Origin of the sequence: Xanthomonas sp. DAR 80977 (genome assembly GCF_041240605.1) — a bacterium.
GTDB lineage: Bacteria > Pseudomonadota > Gammaproteobacteria > Xanthomonadales > Xanthomonadaceae > Xanthomonas_A > Xanthomonas_A bundabergensis.
Map to the genome: position 1 here is coordinate 1,198,439 of NZ_CP162487.1, position 18,675 is coordinate 1,217,113.

Consider the following 18,675-nt stretch of genomic DNA (forward strand, 5'->3'; position numbering starts at 1 on the left):
GGCGGGTCCCGCCGGCCATCGCCGCCTCGGCATCGGGACCGGCCGAGTCGCGAGTCCCCGGTCCCGAGTCCCGCAGCCGTCAGAAAATATCGAACGCCGCGTCGTCGGTCTTCTGGTCCTGCAGGCCGTAGTCGAACTCCTGGATGCGGTCCATGTCCTCGACCTTGACCCACTCGGTGGCGCCGTTGAGCGTGGCCTGGACCATGCCGGCCGGCGGGTCGTTGCTGGCGATCGGCTTGTCCTTCAGCGCCACGCGCATGTACTCGATCCAGATCGGCAGCGCCGCCTTGCCGCCGTATTCGCGGTAGCCGAGCGAGCGGAAGTCGTCGCGGCCGACCCACACCGTGGTCACGTAGGGGCCGCCGAAGCCGGAGAACCAGGCGTCGCGGTGATCGTTGGTGGAACCCGTCTTGCCGCCGACGTCTTCGCGGCCCAGCACCTTGGCCGCGGTGCCGGTGCCGCGCTGGACCACGTCGCGCATCATCGACACCAGCTGGTAGGCGGTGCGCTCATCGATCGCGCGCGGCGCCACCTTGGCTTCCGGATCGGTCGCCGGCGCGGTCTCGGTCGGGGCCGGCGTCACGGCAGCGGTTGTCGCAGGCTTGGGCGGCGCTGGCGGCGCCGCGCTGCCGAAGTTGAAGCCGTCGACGACCTGGCTGGCCGGGGTGGCGCTGCCGCCGACGCTGCCGCAGCTGCGGCAGGCGGTGGGCGGGTGCTCCTGGAACAGCACGTTGCCGTCGCGGTCGGTGACCTTGTCGATGATCCAGGTGTCCACCCGCGAGCCGCCGTTGGCGAACACCGCATAGCCGCGCGCCACCGACAGCGGGGTCAGCGACGCGGTACCCAGCGACATCGACAGGTTGGGCGGCAGTTCGGCCTCCTGGAAACCGAACTGGCTGATGTACTTGCGCGCGAAGTCCACGCCGATGCTGTCGAGCAGGCGCACCGAGACCAGGTTGCGCGACTGCACCAGCGCCTCGCGCAGGCGCATCGGGCCCTTGAAGCCGCCGCCGTCGTTCTGCGGCGACCAGGTCTTGCCGCGGCGGTCGCGGAACACCACCGGCGCATCGAGCACGATCGAGGCCGGGTTGAAGCCCTTCTCGAACGCGGCCGCGTACAGGAACGGCTTGAAGCTGGAACCCGGCTGGCGCCGCGCCTGGGTGGCGCGGTTGAACTTGTTGCCGGCATAGCTGAAGCCGCCGACCAGGGCGCGCAGCCCGCCGTTGCTGGCGTCCAACGACACCAGCGCCGACTGCCCGCGCGGCAGCTGGGTGACTTCCCACTCGCCCGGCTGGTCGCCGGCCTGGATCCGCACCAGGTCGCCGCGCTTGAGCAGGGTGGCGGGGCTGCGCCCGGTCCAGCGGCTGGACGCGACCGGCAGCACCAGTTCGGTCCTGTTGGCCAGCACCACGGTGGCGCTGCCGTCGCTGCCGGTGGCGGCGACGATGCTCGGCAGCATGCCGCCCTGCGCATTGATGCCGGCCAGGTGGCTGGCCAGCGCGGCCGCGTCGGCGTCGGCGGCCACCTCGAAATGCTGCTCCACGCCGTGCCAGCCATGGCGGCGGTCGTAGATCACCAGGCCCTGGCGCACCGCATGGTTGGCCGCGGCCTGCAGTTCGGTATCGATGGTGGTGGTGACGTGGTAGCCCTTGTCGAGCACGTCGCCGCCGAAGCGGGCGATCATCTCCTGGCGCACCAGCTCGGCCACGTAGGGCGACTCGACCTCGACCGGGCGCTCGTGCGGGGTCGCATGCATCGGCACCGCCTTGGCGGCGTCGGCCTCGGCCTGGGTGACGAAACCCAGCGCGGCCATGCGGCTGAGCACATAGTTGTCGCGGCGCTGCTTGGCGCGCTCGGGGTTGCTGATCGGGTTGCCGCTGGACGGGAACTTGGGGATGCCGGCCAGCGAGGCCATCTCGTCCAGGCTCAGTTCGTTGAGCTTCTTGCCGTAGTAGTACTCGGCCGCGGCGGCGATGCCGTAGGCGCGGTTGCCGAAGAAGCTCTTGTTGAGATACAGCTCGAAGATCTCGTCCTTGCTCAGCTCGGCCTCGATCTTGCGCGCCAGCAGGATCTCGGCCAGCTTGCGCGTATAGCTGTATTCGGAGCTCAGGAAGAACTGGCGGGCGACCTGCTGGGTAATGGTCGAGCCGCCCGGCACGCGCTTGTCGTTGGTGGTGGCCAGCAGCCACACGGCGCGGGCGATGCCTTTGTAGTCGACCCCACCGTGCTGGTAGAAGCGCGCGTCCTCGGTGGCCAGGAACGCCTGCTTCAGCTGCTCCGGCACGTCCTTCATGGTGATCGGGTAGCGCCGGGTCTCGCCGAACAGGGCCATCAGCTTGCCGTCGCTGGCATAGACGTACATGGGCTCCTGCAGCTCGACCTGGCGCAGCGTCTGCACGTCGGGGAGCTTGGAGGAAACGACGTAATAGAGCCCGCCAGCGGCGGCGGCTCCGACCAGGGCGAGGACGACGAACGTGACCAGCGCCCAGCGCAGCCAACGACGAAAACGGGGCATCGAGAGAGATTCCGATTGCAGATTTCTTGGGCGCAGAGTATAGAGTACGCCGGGGAACGGCTGGGGCCGGTTCCGGGGATGCGAAGGGTTTGCTGCCGCAGGACATGCCGTGATGGAAGTCACGACTGTACCGGGGCGGTTGCCAATTGCAAAAAATTTGTTATTAATGCGCGGACGCAAGATCGGCGTCCAAGTGCCCGTCGGCAGGGGAAAATCCGTGGGGCTTATCCCAAAGAGTCAGCAACCGCTGATCGGTGTCGATATCAGTTCGACCGCGGTCAAGCTGTTGCAGCTGTCGCGTAGCGGCAATCGGTTCCGCGTAGAGCACTACGCCGTGGAACCCTTGCCGCCCAACGCCGTGGTCGAGAAGAACATCGTCGAGGTCGAAGCCGTGGGCGAGGCGATCCGCCGCGCCGTGACCCGCTCCGGCACCCGCGCCAAGCATGCCGCGGCGGCGGTGGCCGGCTCGGCGGTGATCACCAAGGTGATCCCGATGCCGGCCGAGCTCGACGAGAACGAGCTGGAAGCGCAGGTCGAGCTGGAGGCGGTCAACTACATCCCGTACCCGATCGACGAAGTGAACCTGGACTTCGAGGTGCTCGGCAGCATCCCCAACAACCCGGAGATGGTGCAGGTGCTGCTGGCCGCGTCGCGCTCGGAGAACGTCGAGCTGCGCCAGTCGGCGCTGGAACTCGGCGGCCTGGTCGCCAGGGTCATGGACGTGGAGGCCTTCGCGGTCGAGAACGCGTTCGCGCTGGTGGCCAGCGAGCTGCCGGTGGCGGCCGACGGCGTGGTCGCCCTGGTCGACATCGGCGCCACCATGACCACGCTCAACGTGCTGCGCGGCGGCCGCAGCCTGTACAGCCGCGAACAGGTGTTCGGCGGCAAGCAGCTGACCGACGAAGTGATGCGCCGCTACGGCCTCACCTACGAGGAAGCCGGCATGGCCAAGCGCCAGGGCGGGCTGCCGGAAAGCTACGAGGTCGAGGTGCTGGAGCCGTTCAAGGAGGCGACGGTTCAGCAGATCAGCCGCCTGCTGCAGTTCTTCTACGCCGGCAGCGAATTCAACCGGGTCGACCACATCGTGCTGGCCGGCGGTTGCGCGGCGCTGGCCGGGCTGCCGGAGATGGTCGAGGAACAATTGGGGGTGGCGACCGTGGTCGCCAACCCGCTGGCGCAGATGACCCTGGGGCCGAAGGTCCAGGCGCACGCGCTGGCCCAGGACGCGCCGGCGCTGATGATCGCCACCGGCCTGGCTCTGAGGAGCTTTGACTGATGGCAAAAATCAACCTGCTGCCCTGGCGGGCGGAGCGACGCAAGCAGCGTGAGCGCGAGTTCTACTCGATGTTGGGCTTCGCCGCGCTGGCCGGCGTGCTGCTGGCGTTGCTGATCTGGTTCTACTACGACCGTCAGATCACCGGGCAGAACGAGCGCAACGCCTATCTGGAAGCCGAGATCGCGAAGGTCAAGGCGCAGAACCAGGAAATCGACAAGCTCGACGAGCAGAAGCGGCGCCTGCTGGCGCGCAAGCGGGTCATCGAGGAACTGCAGGCCAAGCGCTCGCAGATGGTGCACCTGTTCGACTCGCTGGTGCGCACCATCCCCGACGGCGTGGTGCTGACCGCGGTCAAGCAGGAAGGCGACATCCTGACCCTGGAAGGACGCTCGCAATCCAATGCGCGGGTCAGCGCCTACATGCGCAACCTCGAGGGCTCGGGCTGGATGACCAATCCGGAGCTGTCGGTGATCGAGGCCAAGGACCAGGACAAGGAGGTCAAGGGACCGATCGTCGACGCCAAGGCCTTGCCCTACGTGTTCACCCTCAAGGTCAAGCTGCCGGTGCCGGGCGACGCTGCGGAAACGGTGCCTGGCGCTGCCGCGCCGGCGCCTGGCAAGCCGGCCGCGCCGCCAGTGCCGGGCGCGGCAACGCCGGCGCCCGCTGCCGCCCCCGCGTCTGCTGCCCCGACCGCACCCGCGACGCCGCCGGCCCCCGCGCCGGCCGCGCCTGCCGCCACGCCAGCGCAACAGGGACCGGCGTCATGAGCAAGAAAGTCAACCTGAAAGACCTGGACTTCAACAACCTCGGCAACTGGCCGCAGCAGGCCAAGATCGGCTTCTGCGTGCTGCTCGCGCTGTTCATCCTGATCCTGTCCTGGTTCCTGCTGATCGGCGACAAGCGCGACGAACTGGGGACGCTGGAGCAGAAGGAAACCGAACTGCGCGCCTCGTTCGAGAAGGAGCAGAGCCGCGCGGTCAATCTGCAGCCGTTGAAGCAGCAGCTGGCGCAGATGGAGCAGGTGCTGCAGCAGATGCTGCGGCAGTTGCCGAGCAAGACCGAGATGCCGGACCTGATCATCGACATCTCGCAGACCGCGTTGTCCAGCGGCCTGGCCAACGAGCTGTTCCAGCCGGGTCCGGAGTCGCCGAAGGAGTTCTACGCGGAGAAGCCGATCGCGCTGCGCATGGTCGGCAGCTACCACCAGTTCGGCGCCTTCGTCAGCGGCGTGGCGTCGCTGCCGCGGGTGGTGATCCTGACCATGCACGACATCAACCTGAAGCCGCGCGACAAAGCCACGGGCATCAGCGCGCGCGGCGAGCTGGAGCTGTCCGGCACGGTCAAGACCTATCGCTACCTGGACGACAAGGAGATGGCGGACCAGGAAAAGGCGGCGGCCGCAGCGAAAAAGGCTTCCCAGCAAGGCGGTGGCGCATGAAGCGGCGGACCATGGCATTGCAGTGCTTCGCAGGGCTGGCGCTGGTGGCGCTGCTCGGCGGTTGCGGTCGCGGCGTGACCAGCACCCCGGGCGATGCGCCCAACCTGGAGAACTGGGTCAAGGAAGTGCGCGCGCGGCCGGCGCAGCCGCTGGAGCCGCTGCCGGTGATGCAGCAGTTCGAGACCTTCGAATATGCGGCGCAGGGCCTGCGCGATCCGTTCAGCGATGCCTGGGCGAGTCCGGACGGCAACAACGGCCTGCGTCCGGATCCGAACCGGCGCAAGGAACCGCTGGAGCAGTTCCCGCTCGACAGCCTGAACATGGTCGGCACGCTGGGCAACGGCGCGGGCCTGGTGGCGCTGGTGATGGCGCCGGACAAGGTGACCTACCGGGTCCGCCCCGGCATCTACATGGGGCAGAGCGATGGCCGCGTGACCGGGGTGCACGAGGATCGCATCGATTTGATTGAACTGGTGCCGGATGGCGCTGGCGGTTGGCTGGAACGTCCGGCCGCCGTGGCGCTGGACGATCAATGATTGATTATGGGGATAGCACGATGACTTTTTCCAAAGCCCTGAGCCTGCGTCCCATCCGGCGCCACGCGACGGTACGGCTATGCGCATTGGGGTTGGCGACGCTGCTGGGCAGTTCGGCGGCGATGGGCACCGCGCTGGCGGCGACGCCCGCGGCGGCTGCGTCAGCGCCGGCAGCGGCCAAGCTCACGGTGTCGAAGATCGACTTCAAGCGCGGCGCCGGCGATGCGGGGCGGCTGATCCTGCACTTCAGCGGCGCCGGCGCCAGTCCCGACCTGCGCACCCAGGGCAATAGCGTGGTGGTGGACGTCGGCAACGCGTCGCTGCCGGCGGAACTGCAGCGCCCGCTCAACGTCACCGACTTCGCCACCCCGGTCCAGCGCATCGACGCCAAGCCGTACGCCGGCGGCGCGCAGCTGGTGCTGAGCACCAATGGCGCATTCGAGTCGATGGCCTACCAGTCCGGCAACGAATACGTGGTGGAGATCTCTCCGCGGACCTCGGCGCCGGCGGTCGGCGCGGTCAGCGCGGCCACGGTCAGCCAGGCGGCGGCGCAGGTCGCCGCACGCGGCTACAGCGGCCGCCCGGTGACGTTCAACTTCCAGGACGTGCCGGTGCGCACGGTGCTGCAGCTGATCGCCGAGGAATCCAACCTCAACATCGTCGCCTCCGACACCGTGCAGGGCAGCGTCACCCTGCGCCTGGTCAACGTGCCGTGGGACCAGGCGCTGGACATCGTGCTGCGCGCCAAGGGCCTGGACAAGCGCCGCGACGGCGCCGTGGTCTGGGTCGCGCCGCAGCAGGAGCTGGCCAAGTTCGAGCAGGACAAGGAAGACGCGCGGATCGCGATCGAGAACCGCGAGGACCTGACCACCGACTACATCCAGATCAACTACCACAGCGCCACCACCATCTTCAAGGCGCTGACCGAGGCCAAGGGCATCGGTGGCAGTGGCGGCGGTGGCGGCGGCGGTAGCGGCGGCAGCGGCAATAACCAGAACGACAACGGCTTCCTGTCGCCGCGCGGGCGCATCGTCGCCGACGAGCGTACCAACACGCTGATGATCAGCGACATCCCGAAGAAGATCGCGCAGATGCGCGAGCTGATCAACGTGATCGACCGACCGGTCGACCAGGTGCTGATCGAGGGCCGCATCGTCATCGCCACCGATACCTTCGCCCGCGACCTGGGCGCCAAGTTCGGCATCGGCGGCACCCATACCTACGGCGACAACACCGCGACCGTCGGCAGCGGCGCGACCGGCGGCGGCACCGCGGCCACGCGCGGACTCAACGTCGATCTCAGCGGAACCACCTTCACCAATGCGTCGTCGCTGCCGAGCCTGGCCTATACCTTGCTCGGCTCGAACTTCAACCTGGATCTGGAGTTGTCGGCGCTGCAGGAGGAAGGCCGCGGCGAAGTCATCTCCAACCCGCGCATCGTGACCTCCAACCAGCGCGAGGCGGTGATCAAGCAGGGCAAGGAAATCGGCTACGTCACCATCACCGGCGGCACCGCCGGCACCGCGGCGACGCCGAACGTGCAGTTCAAGGAAGTGCTGCTGGAGCTGAAGGTCACCCCGACCATCACCGACGACAACCGCGTCTTCCTGAACATGAACGTGAAGAAGGACGAAGTCGACCAGTACCGCGTGCTCGAAGGCTACGGCACCATTCCGGAAATCAACCGCCGCGAGATCAATACCGCGGTGCTGGTGGACGATGGCCAGACCGTGGTGATCGGCGGTGTGTATGAGTTCAGCGACCGCAACAGCATTTCCAAGGTGCCGTTCCTGGGCGATATCCCGTTCCTGGGCAACCTGTTCAAGAAGCGCGGCCGCAGCAAGAGCAAGGCCGAGCTGTTGATCTTCGTGACCCCCAAGGTGATGCGCGTGGCCAAGCGCGCGCCGGCCGCTGGCTGATCCCGGGCTGCCGAAGGACCGTTGTGGCGACAAAGGCGGGAGAAGCATGCGCTTCTCCCGCCTTCATGTTTTGTGGCGGCCGATGAGGAAAATCTGAATTCCCCGGCGCCGATGGCACGATCCGCAGAACCATTTCACCGCCGATAGGTCAAACTCGGCGCATGAACACCACGCCCTCGAGCTTCGACTCCCATCCGGCCGCGTCCGAGCAGCAGCGCCTGCACGCGGCCTTCCTAGCCTTGCGCGACGGCCTGTCGCAAACCATCGTCGGCCAGTCCGCGCTGGTGGAACGCTTGCTGATCGCGCTGCTCGCCGACGGCCACCTGCTGGTCGAAGGCGCGCCCGGCCTGGCCAAGACCACCGCGATCCGCGCGCTGGCGTCGCGGCTGGAAGCGGATTTCGCCCGTGTCCAGTTCACTCCGGATCTATTGCCCGCCGATTTGACCGGGACCGAGGTGTGGCGGCCGCAGGAAAGCCGCTTCGAGTTCCTGCCCGGGCCGATCTTCCATCCGATCCTGCTCGCCGACGAGATCAACCGCGCGCCGGCCAAGGTGCAGTCGGCATTGCTCGAGGCGATGGGCGAGCGCCAGGTCACGGTCGGCCGGCACACCTATGCGCTGCCGAAGCTGTTCCTGGTGATGGCCACGCAGAACCCGATCGAGCAGGAAGGCACCTTCCCGTTGCCGGAAGCGCAGCTGGACCGGTTCCTGATGCATGTGCGGATCGGCTACCCGGAGGCTGCCGCCGAGGCCGAGATCCTGCGCCTGGCGCGCGAGCGCGCCCGCGAGACCCTGGACCATGGCGAGGCCGCGCCGCCGCGGATGCCGCTGGAGGACGTGTTCGCCGCGCGGCGTGCGCTGCTGTCGCTGCACATGGCGCCGCCGCTGGAGCGCTATCTGATCGAGCTGGTGCTGGCCTCGCGCGATGCCAGCGGCTACGACCCGGCGCTGGCGCGGCGCATCGCCTGGGGCGCGAGCCCGCGCGGCTCGATCGCGCTGGAGCGCTGCGCGCGCGCCCGGGCCTGGCTGGCCGGGCGCGATTTCGTGACCCCGGACGACGTGCGTGCGGTCGCGCCGGACGTGTTGCGCCACCGCGTGCTGCCCAGCTACGAGGCCACCGCCGAAGGCTGGGACGGCGATCGCCTGGTCGCCGCGCTGCTGGACAAGGTGCCACCGCCGTGAACGCGCGGCAGTGCCGACGGGAGCAATGGCCGCGGCGCCTGGCAACGGCGTTTCGCGTCGGCGCGCGCAACGCCTGCGGCACCGTATCGCAGGCGAGGTAGCGGGCGATGGCAGGACAGGCGATGCCGCCGCAGACGCCACGCGCCGAGGCCGCGGCCGGCGGCGACGGCGTGCGTCCGACCCTGGCCGAGCTGGTGGCGCTGCGCGCGAGCGTGGCGCGGGTGCCGCCGCCGCGGCGCGGGCGCCACGGCCTCAGCGGCAGTGCGCCGGCGGCGCTGCGCGGGCGCGGCATGGAATACGCCGAGTCGCGCGAATACGTGGCCGGCGACGACGTGCGCCATATCGACTGGCGGCTCACCGCGCGCAGCGGGCGCACCCATACCAAGCTGTTCCAGGCCGAGCGCGAACGGCTCAGCCTGATCGTGGCCGATACCGCGCCGGCGCTGTATTTCGGCACCCGCGTACGTTTCAAGTCGGTGCAGGCCGCGCGTGCCGGCGCGGTGGCGGCGTGGACCGCGCAGCGCCAGGGCGATCGCCTGGCCGCGTTGCGCGGCAGCCGCAGCGAAGCGCCGGTGCCGCCGGCGGCTGGGCCGCGCGGCGCCTTGCGCGTGCTCGACGCGTTGGCGCGCTGGTATGCGCAGCCGCCGCAGGACGATGCCGGCCTCGGCGTGGCGCTGGAGCACGCGGCCAAGCTGCTGCGGCCCGGTTCGCGCCTGGTGGTGCTGGCCGACCCGGCCAGCGCGCAGGCGATTCCCGCGGCGCGCTGGGCCGGACTGGCGCTGCACAACGACGTGGTGCTGCTGTTGCTGGCCGACGCCCTGGAATTGCAGCCGCCGCGCGCGGCGCTGCCGTTCTGGGCCGGCGGCCGCCGGGTGGAGGTCGACTTGCAGGCGGCCAGCGCGCAACAGCGCTGGCACGAGCAATTCGTGGTGCCGCTGGACACCCTGGCCGCCGAACTGCCCGGCCGCGGCGTGCAGGTGCGGGTGCTGCGCAGCGATGCGGCCAGCGAATCCTGGCTGCTGCCGGCATCCGGCGGGAGCGGGGCGCGATGACGCCGCAACAACTGCCGCTGCGCGATGTGCACCTGCCGCCGGCGCCTGCCTGGTGGCCGCCGGCGCCGGGCTGGTTGCTGCTGGGCGCGGCGCTGCTGCTGGCGCTGGTCATCGCGTTGGGCCTGTGGGCATGGCGGCGCGCGCGGCGGCGCCGTTGGCAGCGCCAGTTCGATGCCGCGCTCGGCGCCGGCGCCGCGCCGGCACAGGTGGCGGCGGTGTCGGAACTGCTGCGCCGCGCGGCGCGTCGCCGCGATCCGGCCGCCGCCGCGTTGCAGGGCGAGGCCTGGCTGCGCTTCCTCGACGGCGGCAAGCGCCAGGACTTCTCCGCCGGCGCGGGCCGCGTGCTGCTCGACGGCGGCTATCGGCGCGAACTGGATCGCGCGCAGCTGCAGGCGTTGCTGCCGCTGGCGCGGCGCCGTTTCCTCGAGCTGATGGGCGGGCGCCGGGCGTGATCGCGATGAGCACGCTCTCGCAGCACTGGCAAAGCCTCAGCGACCTGCTCGCCGGCTTCGCCTGGCCGTGGATGTGGCTGGTGATGCCGCTGCCGCTGCTGGCGCGCCTGCTGCTGCCGGCGCAGCGCGGCAGCGCGCCGGCCCTGCGCGTGCCGTACGGCGCGCAGCTGCAGGCGGTGGCGGCCGCGCCCGCGCGCGGCGGCCTGTGGCGGGTCGGGCTGTGGCTGACATGGCTGGCCTGGTTCTGCCTGTGCGGCGCGGCGGCGCGGCCGCTGCAACTGGGCGAGCCGATCTCGCCGCCGCAGCAGGCGCGGCAGCTGATGCTGGCGGTGGACCTGTCCGGCAGCATGAGCGAGCCGGACATGACCCTGGGCGGGCGCGTGGTGGACCGCCTGACCGCGGCCAAGGCAGTGCTGGCCGACTTCCTGGACCGCCGCGACGGCGACCGCATCGGCCTGCTGGTGTTCGGCCAGCAGGCGTATGCGCTGACCCCGCTGACCGCCGACCTGGCCACGGTGCGCGACCAGCTGCGCGACAGCGTGGTCGGCCTGGCCGGGCGCGAGACCGCGCTCGGCGACGCGATCGCGCTGTCGGTCAAGCGCCTGCGCGAGCAGCCGCAGGGCGACCGGGTGCTGATCGTGCTGACCGACGGGGTCAACACCGCCGGCGTGCTGGAACCGGTCAAGGCGGCGGAACTGGCCAAGGCCGAGCACGTGCGCGTCTACACCATCGCCTTCGGCGGCACCGGCGGCTATTCGCTGTTCGGCTTGCCGATGCCCGGTGGCGGCGGCGACGACCAGGTCGACGAGGACACCTTGCGCAAGATCGCGCAGGACACCGGCGGCCGCTTCTTCCGCGCCCGCGACACCGACCAGTTGGTCTCGATCTACGCCGAACTGGAGCGCCTGGAACCGGTGCGTTCGGCGGGCCCGGCGGTGCGCCCGCGGATCGAGCGCTATGCGTGGCCGCTGGGCGCTGCGCTGGGGCTGGGGCTGATCGCCTTCGTGTGGCCATGGAGGCGGCAATGAACGCCGTGCTCGGTTTCCTGGAGGCGTTGCACCTGCTGCGTCCGCAGTGGCTGTGGGCGTTGCTGTTGCTGCCGCTGCTGGGATGGAGCTGGCTGCGCCGGCGCCGGCGCAGCAACGTGTGGCGGCGCGCGGTGGACGCGCATCTGTTGTCGCACCTGCTGGCGAAGGATGGCCGGCAGTCGCTGTCCGGCCTGTGGCTGGCCGCGCTCGGCTACACGCTGGCGGTGGTGGCGCTGTCCGGGCCGAGCTGGCGCCAGGAACAGCAGCCGCTGTGGCAGTCGCGCACGCCGCTGGTGATCGCGCTGGACCTGTCGCCGCGGATCGAGGCCGGCGACCTGCCGCCGTCGCGGCTGCTGCAGGCGCGCGCCAAGCTGGCGACGCTGCTGCGCGAGCGCGCCGGCGGCGAAGTGGCGCTGCTGGCCTACGCCGGCGAACCCTATACCGTGGCGCCGCTGACCGACGACGTGGCCAATGTGGCCCTGTTCCTGGACGCGCTGTCGCCGCAGGTGATGCCGGTGCCCGGACAGCGCGGCGACCTGGCCATCGATTGGGCGGCCCGGTTGCTGCGCCAGGCCGGTTTCACCCGCGGCGACATCCTGCTGCTCAGCGACCAGGCCGACGCGCAAGCGCGGCAGGCCGCGGCGCGCGCGGCCGGGCAGGGCTACCGCGTGTCGGTGCTGGGCCTGGGAAGCGCGCAGGGTGCGGCCTATCGCGACGGCCAGGGCGGGGTCGGCCACGCGCAGCTGGATGCCGCCTCGCTGCGCGCGTTGGCGGCCGCCGGCAACGGCCGCTATGCGACGCTGGCGCCCACCGATGCCGATCTGCACGCGCTGGGCGTGCTGCAGCCCACGGAACAGCAGGACGCGGCGGCCAGCGGCGAGCACAGCGGCCGGGTCTGGCTGGATCAGGGGTACTGGCTGCTGCCGCCGCTGTTGCTGCTGGCCCTGTTCGCGTTCCGCCGTCGTGGCGGCGGAGCAGTGCTGCTGGTGTTGCTGCTGCCGCTGGCCATGCCGTTGCCGGCGCAGGCCGCGGCCGGCGCGACGGTCGGCGGCGACTGGTGGCGGCGCCCGGACCAGGTACGCCAGCAGCGTCTGGATGCCGGCGTGCAGGCCTACCGCAAAGGCGATTTCGCTGCCGCGCAGCAGCAGTTCGAAGGCGTCGACAGCGACCAGGGCTGGTACAACCTGGGCAATGCGCTGGCCCGCCAGGGCCGCTACGACGAGGCGATCGACGCCTACGACAAGGCGTTGCAGCGGCATCCGCAGATGGCCGATGCGGTGGCCAACCGCGCCGCGGTCGACGCCGCGCGCAAGCGCCAGTCCGGGCAGAACAAGTCCGGGCAGAACAAGCCGGGACAACAGGGCAAGGACCAGTCGAAGCAGAACCAGAACGGCCAGTCGCAGTCGGGGAACGGCGGCGCGCCCAAGGACCAGGACCCGGCGCAGGCCAAGGCGCCGTCGCCGTCGGATGCGCAAGGCCAGCCGGGGCAGAAGAATGCGCAGTCGCAGTCGCAGTCGCCGGCGGCGCCCAAGGACGCACAGCCGCCGGGTCCGCCGAAGCCGGGCGATGCGCAGGCGCAGCAGCAGGCCGACGCGGCGCAGCGCCAGCAGATGCAGCAGGCGATGGCGCAGCAGGGCGCGGCCGGCAAGCAGGCGGCCGCACGCGCCGCCGCGGCCGCGGCGGAAACTCCGCAACAGCGGGAACAGCGCCAGGCGGTGGAGGCCTGGCTGCGGCGGGTGCCGGACGATCCGGGCAACCTGCTGCGCGCCAAATTCAAGCTCGAACACGAACGCAGGCAGCGGGAAGGACCATGATCGAACCCAAGCAACGCCGCTGGCGCGGGTGCGTATCCGCCGCGCAGAGGCTGTCGGCAAGGCTGGCGCGTTTGGCGACGCTGGCGCTGCTGGCCGCGCTGGCGCTGCCGGCGTCGGCCGCCACCCGTGCGTGGCTGGACCGCGACAACATCGGCGCCGGCGAGAGCGTCACCCTCAACATCGAGACCGACCAGGGCCTGGCGGCGCCGGAGTACGCGCCGCTGCGCGCGGAGTTCGCGCTCAGCGACGAGGTCAACAGCCGGCAGATGCAGATGGTCAACGGCCAGGTCACGGCGAAGTCGCTGTTCGGCGTGGCGCTGACGCCGCGCGGCACCGGCACGATCGACATCCCCTCGCTGCGCGTCGGCAACGAGCGCACCGCGCCGCTGCGGCTGCAGGTCGCCGCGGCCGCGGCGGCGCCGGCCGGCAGCACCAGCGCCGGCGATCCGGCGCAGCTCGGCAATGCCGACGTGTTGGTGCAGACCGTGGCCGACGACGCGCAGCCGTACGTGCAGCAGAGCGTCGGCGTGGTGGTGCGGCTGTACCTGGGGGTGCCGCTGAGCTCGGGCGAACTGGACCTGGACCCGCCGGCCGGTGCCGCGTTGCAGCGCATCGGCGACGATATCCAGAGCCGGCGCGAGATCGGCGGGCGCATGTTCACCATCGTCGAGCGTCGCTTCCTGCTGGTGCCCGAGCGCAGCGGGCCGTTGACCCTGCCCGGCGCGCGCTTCCGCGGGCGCGGCCCCAGCGGCTTCTTCGACGACTATTTCGGCCGCGGCGGCGACCTGAGCGCGCGCAGTGCCACGCAGACGCTGCAGGTGCGCGCGCAACCGGCCAATGCGCCGCAGCCGTGGCTGCCGCTGCACGACCTGCGCCTGCGCTACACCGCCACGCCGCAGCGCGCGGCGGTGGGCGAGGCGGCCGACATCGTGGTCGAGGCCAGCGCGCGCGGCGCCACCCAGGCGCAGTTCCCGGAACTGCCCACGCCCAGCGTCGACGGCGCGCAGGTGTTCGCCGAGCCGCCGCAGTTCGACGAGAAATTCGTCGACGGCAGCCCGCAGCTGAAGATCACCCGGCGCTACTCGATCGTGCCGCAGAGCGCCGGGCCGTTGCGGGTCAGCGGCCTGCGCGTGCCGTGGTGGGACGTGGCCACCGGCACCGCGCGCGAGGCCACGCTGCCCGATCTGAACCTGCAGGTGCTGCCCGGACGCGGCGTGCCCGCCGCGCCCGCGGCTCCGGCCAGCGCGCCGGCGCCGAGCGTGGACGCGGCGGCCCCGGCCGGCAATGCGGTGACGCCGACCCACGCGGTGCCCGCATGGCTCGGTTCGGTGCCGCTGTGGATGGCGCTGGCGGCGGGATTCGCGGTGTTGTGGCTGGCGACGCTGGTCTGGGCCTGGCGCCGCGGCCGCGGTTCGCGTGCGCCGGCCATCGCGCAGGCCACGTCAGCCTCGGCGCCGACTGCGCCGCGCGCGCGCTACGGCCTGCCCGACCTGCGCAAGGCGCTGGACGGCGGCGGCCTGGAAGAGGTCGCCGCGATCCTGTGCGCACGGGCCGGTGTCGCCGACCTCGACGGGCTGCTGACCCGCCTGGACGATCCGGCGCAACGCGAGGCGGTGTTGCGCCTGCAGCGCGCGCGCTGGGGCGGCGCCGGCGACGTGCCCGGGGCGCGTGCCGCGCTGCGCGCCGCGTTCTGGGCCGGGCCACGCTGGCGCGTCGGTACCCAGCGCAACAAGGCGAGCGACGACCTGCCGCCGCTATATCCGCGCGACGCGTGAGGCGTGCTCGCGGTCCCGACCGACGACGCCTGCAGGGCAATCGCGGCGTGACCCAGGCTTGCGACCCGCCAGTACGGGTTTGTTAAGCTCGGCGTTTCCTCTGGCAAGGCGCACACCATGACCGACACCCCCGTGAAGGCCAAGACCGGCATGCCTCTGCACTGGAAGATGGCGATCGGCTTCGCCCTCGGGCTGGTGTTCGGCCTGGCCGTGCACATGAGCGTGGGCGGCGATGCGGCCTGGGTGCAGGCGCTGACCAAGTACCTGACCACGCCGTTCTCCAAGCTGTTCCTCAACCTGATCTTCATGCTGATCGTGCCGCTGCTGTTCTCGGCGCTGGTGATGGGCATTTCCGAGATGGGCGACATCCGCGCGCTGGGCCGGATCGGCTGGAAGACGCTGGGCTATACGGTGGTGCTGTCGGGCATCGCGGTGCTGCTCGGCCTGGTCCTGGTCAACGTGCTCAAGCCGGGCATGGGCGTGGACCGCGAACTGGCGCAGCAGCTGTTGCAGCAGAACGTGGAGCGCACCGCCGAGATCGTCGACCAGAGCCGCAACCAGCCGCGCGGCATGGACATGCTGCTGTCGATCGTGCCCGACAACGTGGTCTCCGCCGCCTCCAGCAACGGCGCGATCCTGTCGCTGATGTTCTTCGCGGTGATGTTCGGCGTGGGCATGGTGCTCAGCGACGACGCCAAGGTGGCGACGCTGCGGCGCGCCATCGAAGGCATCTTCGAGATCTCGATGACCCTGATCGGGCTGGTGATCCGCCTGGCGCCGTATGCGGTGGCCTGCTTCATGTTCAACCTGGCGGCGCTGTTCGGCTTCGAACTGCTGATCCGGCTCGGCGCCTACGTCGGCGTGGTGGTGCTGGCGCTGGGCCTGCACATGCTGGTGACCTACGGGCTGGCGGTGCGCTTCGCCGGGCGCTCGCCGCTGTGGTTCTTCCGCGCCACCCGCGAGGCCACGGTGATGGCGTTCTCCACCGCCTCCAGCAATGCCACCTTGCCCACCGCGCTGCGCGTGGCCGACGAGATGGGCCTGCCGAACAAGGTCTCGCGCTTCGTGCTGACCGTCGGCGCCACCGCCAACCAGAACGGCACCGCGCTGTTCGAGGGCGTCACCGTGATCTTCCTGGCCCAGTTCTTCGGCGTGGAGCTGAGCATCGCGCAGCAGTTCATGGTGATGCTGGTGTGCATCCTCGGCGGCATCGGCACCGCCGGCGTGCCGTCCGGCTCGCTGCCGGTGGTGGCGCTGATCTGCGCGATGGTCGGGGTGGACCCGGTCGGCATCGGCATGATCCTGGGCGTCAACCATTTCCTGGACATGTGCCGCACCGCGCTGAACGTGACCGGCGATCTGGCGCTGACCACGCTGGTGGCGAAGGGCGAGACGGACGACACGGCGCCGCGCACGGCCGCCGCCGCTTGATTGGCCGCAGCGGCGGCGGCGTTCGCGCCTGCCGCCGCACCGCGTCCAGGTCCGGTGACTGTCCTGCGCCCCGGCCTGTGGGACAATAGTGGACCCGACGCCCCCGCGCCCGCTCCCGGTCCAATAGAGCCCTCATGACGACGCCTACCCGCCGCCAACTCGCCAACGCGATCCGTTTCCTCGCCGCCGATGCGGTCGAAGCCGCCAAGTCCGGCCATCCCGGCATGCCGATGGGCATGGCCGACATCGCCGAAGTGCTGTGGAACGACTTCCTCAGCCACAATCCGAACAATCCGCAGTGGTTCAACCGCGACCGCTTCGTGCTGTCCAATGGCCACGGCTCGATGCTGCAGTACGCGCTGCTGCACCTGTCCGGCTACGACCTGCCCATCGAGGAGCTGAAGCGCTTCCGCCAGCTGCACAGCAGGACCGCCGGCCACCCCGAGCACAGCGAGACCCCCGGGGTGGAGACCACCACCGGCCCGCTCGGCCAGGGCTTCGCCAACGCGGTCGGTTTCGCGCTGGCCGAGAAGCTGCTGGCGCAGCGCTACAACCGCCCCGAGCACCAGATTGTCGACCACCGCACCTGGGTGTTCATGGGCGACGGCTGCATGATGGAGGGCATCTCGCACGAGGCCGCCTCGCTGGCCGGCACCTGGGGCCTGGGCAAGCTGGTCGCGTTCTGGGACAACAACCATATCTCCATCGACGGCAATACCGCCGGCTGGTTCAGCGACAACACCCCGGCGCGCTTCGAGGCCTATGGCTGGCACGTGCTGCGCGACGTCGACGGCCAGGATGCCGACGCGGTCAAGGCGGCGATCGAGGCCGCGCTCGGCGAGAGCGACAAGCCGACCCTGATCTGCTGCCGCACCACCATCGGCTTCGGCGCGCCGACCAAGGCCGGCAAGGAATCCTCGCACGGCGCGGCGCTGGGCAAGGAAGAGCTGGAAGGCGCGCGCAAGGCGCTGGACTGGCCGTACGGCCCGTTCGAGATCCCGCAGGAAATCTACGACGGCTGGCGCGCCGGCGGCGCCGGCACGCTGCGCCAGGCGGAGTGGGAGCAGGCGTTCGACAAGTACGCCAAGCAGTACCCGGCCGAGGCCGCGGAGCTGACCCGCCGTTCGCACGGCGAGCTGCCGGAAGACTTCATCGCCCAGGCCGACGCCTACATCGCCAAGCAGGCGAGCGAGGCGCAGACCATCGCCTCGCGCAAGGCCTCGCAGATGGCGATCGAGGCGTTCGCGCCGCTGCTGCCGGAACTGGTCGGCGGTTCGGCCGACCTGGCGCATTCCAACCTGACCCTGTGGAAGGCCAGCAAGTCGGTCGCCAGCGACGATCCGAACGCCAACTACGTGTACTACGGCGTGCGCGAGTTCGGCATGACTGCGATCGCCAATGGCCTGGCGCTGCACGGCGGCTTCATCCCGTTCGACGCCACCTTCCTGGTGTTCAGCGACTACGCGCGCAACGGCGTGCGCATGAGCGCGCTGAACCCGGCGCATGCGATCCACGTCTACACCCACGACTCGATCGGCCTGGGCGAGGACGGCCCGACCCATCAGCCGGTGGAGCACCTGGCCTCGCTGCGCTACATCCCCAACAACGACGTGTGGCGCCCGTGCGACACGGTGGAGACCGCGGTGAGCTGGAAGGCCGCGATCACCCGCCAGGATGGCCCGAGCTGCCTGGTGTTCAGCCGCCAGAACCTGCCGTTCCAGGCGCGCAGCGACGCGCAGATCCAGCAGATCGAACGCGGCGGCTATGTGCTGGCCGATGCCGAGGGCGGCGCGCCGGACCTGATCCTGATCGGCACCGGTTCGGAAGTCGGTCTGGCCGTGGAGGCGAAGAAGGTGCTGGATGCCGCGGGCCTGAAGACCCGCGTGGTGTCGATGCCCTCGACCGACGTGTTCGACCGCCAGGACGCGGCCTACCGCGAATCGGTGCTGCCGAACGCGGTGCGCAAGCGCGTGGCGGTGGAGGCCGGCGTCACCGGCTTCTGGCGCAAGTACGTGGGCCTGGACGGCGCGGTGGTCGGCATCGACACGTTCGGCGCGTCGGCACCGGCTGAGGAGCTGTACAAGTACTTCCAGATCACCAGCGAGCACGTGGTCGCGGCGGCGAAGGCGCTGTAACCCGCGCTATCCCGCGGCAATGGAAAAGGCCGGCGCAAGCCGGCCTTTTTTTGCGTGCGTGCTTGCGCCGTCGCGACTGAAGTCGCTCCCACAAGATGCGTCATCACCAAATTTGAAGATGCG

General features: G+C 70.5%; 14 protein-coding genes. 13 read left to right on the top strand and 1 reads right to left on the bottom strand.

Translation table 11 applies throughout. The features are described from left to right. Positions 1-79: 79 nt before the first annotated feature. Complete coding sequence (locus AB3X10_RS05100; protein ID WP_369979611.1) at positions 80-2,515, bottom strand: penicillin-binding protein 1A; 2,436 nt, start codon at positions 2,513-2,515, stop codon at positions 80-82. Between the two features lie 217 nt (positions 2,516-2,732). Here AB3X10_RS05100 and AB3X10_RS05105 point away from each other — a divergent pair, with 217 nt between their 5' ends. The 13 genes from AB3X10_RS05105 (at position 2,733) to tkt (ending at position 18,552) form a co-directional block, all read left to right on the top strand. Next, positions 2,733-3,791, top strand: coding sequence for a pilus assembly protein PilM (locus AB3X10_RS05105; protein WP_369979613.1), 1,059 nt, complete (start codon positions 2,733-2,735; stop codon positions 3,789-3,791). Next, positions 3,791-4,558: a PilN domain-containing protein gene (locus AB3X10_RS05110; RefSeq protein ID WP_369979615.1), complete on the top strand. Its 768-nt coding sequence runs from the start codon at positions 3,791-3,793 to the stop codon at positions 4,556-4,558. The genes AB3X10_RS05105 and AB3X10_RS05110 overlap by 1 nt, the downstream gene beginning before the upstream one ends. Then, the gene (locus AB3X10_RS05115) at positions 4,555-5,229 is read left to right on the top strand and encodes a type 4a pilus biogenesis protein PilO (protein WP_369979617.1); all 675 of its coding nucleotides are present in this window, start codon (positions 4,555-4,557) and stop codon (positions 5,227-5,229) included. Before AB3X10_RS05110 ends, AB3X10_RS05115 begins: the two co-directional genes overlap by 4 nt. Positions 5,230-5,240: 11 nt before the next feature. Continuing rightward, positions 5,241-5,765, top strand: a complete 525-nt coding sequence (locus AB3X10_RS05120; RefSeq protein ID WP_369981657.1) for a pilus assembly protein PilP — start codon at positions 5,241-5,243, stop codon at positions 5,763-5,765. A 20-nt stretch (positions 5,766-5,785) separates the two neighbouring features. After that, positions 5,786-7,684 (top strand): type IV pilus secretin PilQ, encoded by a 1,899-nt coding sequence (locus tag AB3X10_RS05125; protein ID WP_369979618.1) that lies wholly within the window; start codon positions 5,786-5,788, stop codon positions 7,682-7,684. Positions 7,685-7,845: 161 nt separating this feature from the next. Further along, positions 7,846-8,865 (top strand): AAA family ATPase, encoded by a 1,020-nt coding sequence (locus AB3X10_RS05130; RefSeq protein WP_369979620.1) that lies wholly within the window; start codon positions 7,846-7,848, stop codon positions 8,863-8,865. A gap of 122 nt (positions 8,866-8,987) precedes the next feature. Then, a complete protein-coding gene (locus tag AB3X10_RS05135) occupies positions 8,988-9,917 on the top strand; it encodes a DUF58 domain-containing protein (RefSeq protein ID WP_369979622.1) in 930 nt (309 codons plus the stop codon). After that, positions 9,914-10,369: a DUF4381 family protein gene (locus AB3X10_RS05140; protein WP_369979624.1), complete on the top strand. Its 456-nt coding sequence runs from the start codon at positions 9,914-9,916 to the stop codon at positions 10,367-10,369. The genes AB3X10_RS05135 and AB3X10_RS05140 overlap by 4 nt, the downstream gene beginning before the upstream one ends. 5 nt (positions 10,370-10,374) lie before the next feature. Beyond that, positions 10,375-11,397 carry a vWA domain-containing protein gene (locus tag AB3X10_RS05145; protein WP_369979626.1) on the top strand — a complete coding sequence of 341 codons (1,023 nt, stop codon included), beginning with the start codon at positions 10,375-10,377 and terminating at the stop codon, positions 11,395-11,397. Next, positions 11,394-13,211: a tetratricopeptide repeat protein gene (locus tag AB3X10_RS05150; protein WP_369979628.1), complete on the top strand. Its 1,818-nt coding sequence runs from the start codon at positions 11,394-11,396 to the stop codon at positions 13,209-13,211. Before AB3X10_RS05145 ends, AB3X10_RS05150 begins: the two co-directional genes overlap by 4 nt. Next, positions 13,208-14,986, top strand: a complete 1,779-nt coding sequence (locus tag AB3X10_RS05155) for a BatD family protein (protein ID WP_369979630.1) — start codon at positions 13,208-13,210, stop codon at positions 14,984-14,986. Before AB3X10_RS05150 ends, AB3X10_RS05155 begins: the two co-directional genes overlap by 4 nt. 117 nt (positions 14,987-15,103) lie before the next feature. Next, positions 15,104-16,417: a dicarboxylate/amino acid:cation symporter gene (locus tag AB3X10_RS05160; protein WP_369979632.1), complete on the top strand. Its 1,314-nt coding sequence runs from the start codon at positions 15,104-15,106 to the stop codon at positions 16,415-16,417. Between the two features lie 134 nt (positions 16,418-16,551). Continuing rightward, complete coding sequence (gene tkt, locus AB3X10_RS05165) at positions 16,552-18,552, top strand: transketolase (protein ID WP_369979634.1); 2,001 nt, start codon at positions 16,552-16,554, stop codon at positions 18,550-18,552. Positions 18,553-18,675 lie beyond the last annotated feature (123 nt).

Excerpts from the sequence above, each read along its gene's own strand:
- AB3X10_RS05100 (WP_369979611.1), bottom strand. The coding sequence starts at position 2,515 with ATGCCCCGTTTTCGTCGTTGGCTGCGCTGGGCGCTGGTCACGTTCGTC.
- AB3X10_RS05110 (WP_369979615.1), top strand. The coding sequence starts at position 3,791 with ATGGCAAAAATCAACCTGCTGCCCTGGCGGGCGGAGCGACGCAAGCAG.
- AB3X10_RS05115 (WP_369979617.1), top strand. The coding sequence starts at position 4,555 with ATGAGCAAGAAAGTCAACCTGAAAGACCTGGACTTCAACAACCTCGGC.
- AB3X10_RS05120 (WP_369981657.1), top strand. The coding sequence starts at position 5,241 with ATGGCATTGCAGTGCTTCGCAGGGCTGGCGCTGGTGGCGCTGCTCGGC.
- AB3X10_RS05125 (WP_369979618.1), top strand. The coding sequence starts at position 5,786 with ATGACTTTTTCCAAAGCCCTGAGCCTGCGTCCCATCCGGCGCCACGCG.
- AB3X10_RS05130 (WP_369979620.1), top strand. The coding sequence starts at position 7,846 with ATGAACACCACGCCCTCGAGCTTCGACTCCCATCCGGCCGCGTCCGAG.
- AB3X10_RS05135 (WP_369979622.1), top strand. The coding sequence starts at position 8,988 with ATGCCGCCGCAGACGCCACGCGCCGAGGCCGCGGCCGGCGGCGACGGC.
- AB3X10_RS05140 (WP_369979624.1), top strand. The coding sequence starts at position 9,914 with ATGACGCCGCAACAACTGCCGCTGCGCGATGTGCACCTGCCGCCGGCG.
- AB3X10_RS05145 (WP_369979626.1), top strand. The coding sequence starts at position 10,375 with ATGAGCACGCTCTCGCAGCACTGGCAAAGCCTCAGCGACCTGCTCGCC.
- AB3X10_RS05150 (WP_369979628.1), top strand. The coding sequence starts at position 11,394 with ATGAACGCCGTGCTCGGTTTCCTGGAGGCGTTGCACCTGCTGCGTCCG.
- AB3X10_RS05155 (WP_369979630.1), top strand. The coding sequence starts at position 13,208 with ATGATCGAACCCAAGCAACGCCGCTGGCGCGGGTGCGTATCCGCCGCG.
- AB3X10_RS05160 (WP_369979632.1), top strand. The coding sequence starts at position 15,104 with ATGACCGACACCCCCGTGAAGGCCAAGACCGGCATGCCTCTGCACTGG.
- tkt (WP_369979634.1), top strand. The coding sequence starts at position 16,552 with ATGACGACGCCTACCCGCCGCCAACTCGCCAACGCGATCCGTTTCCTC.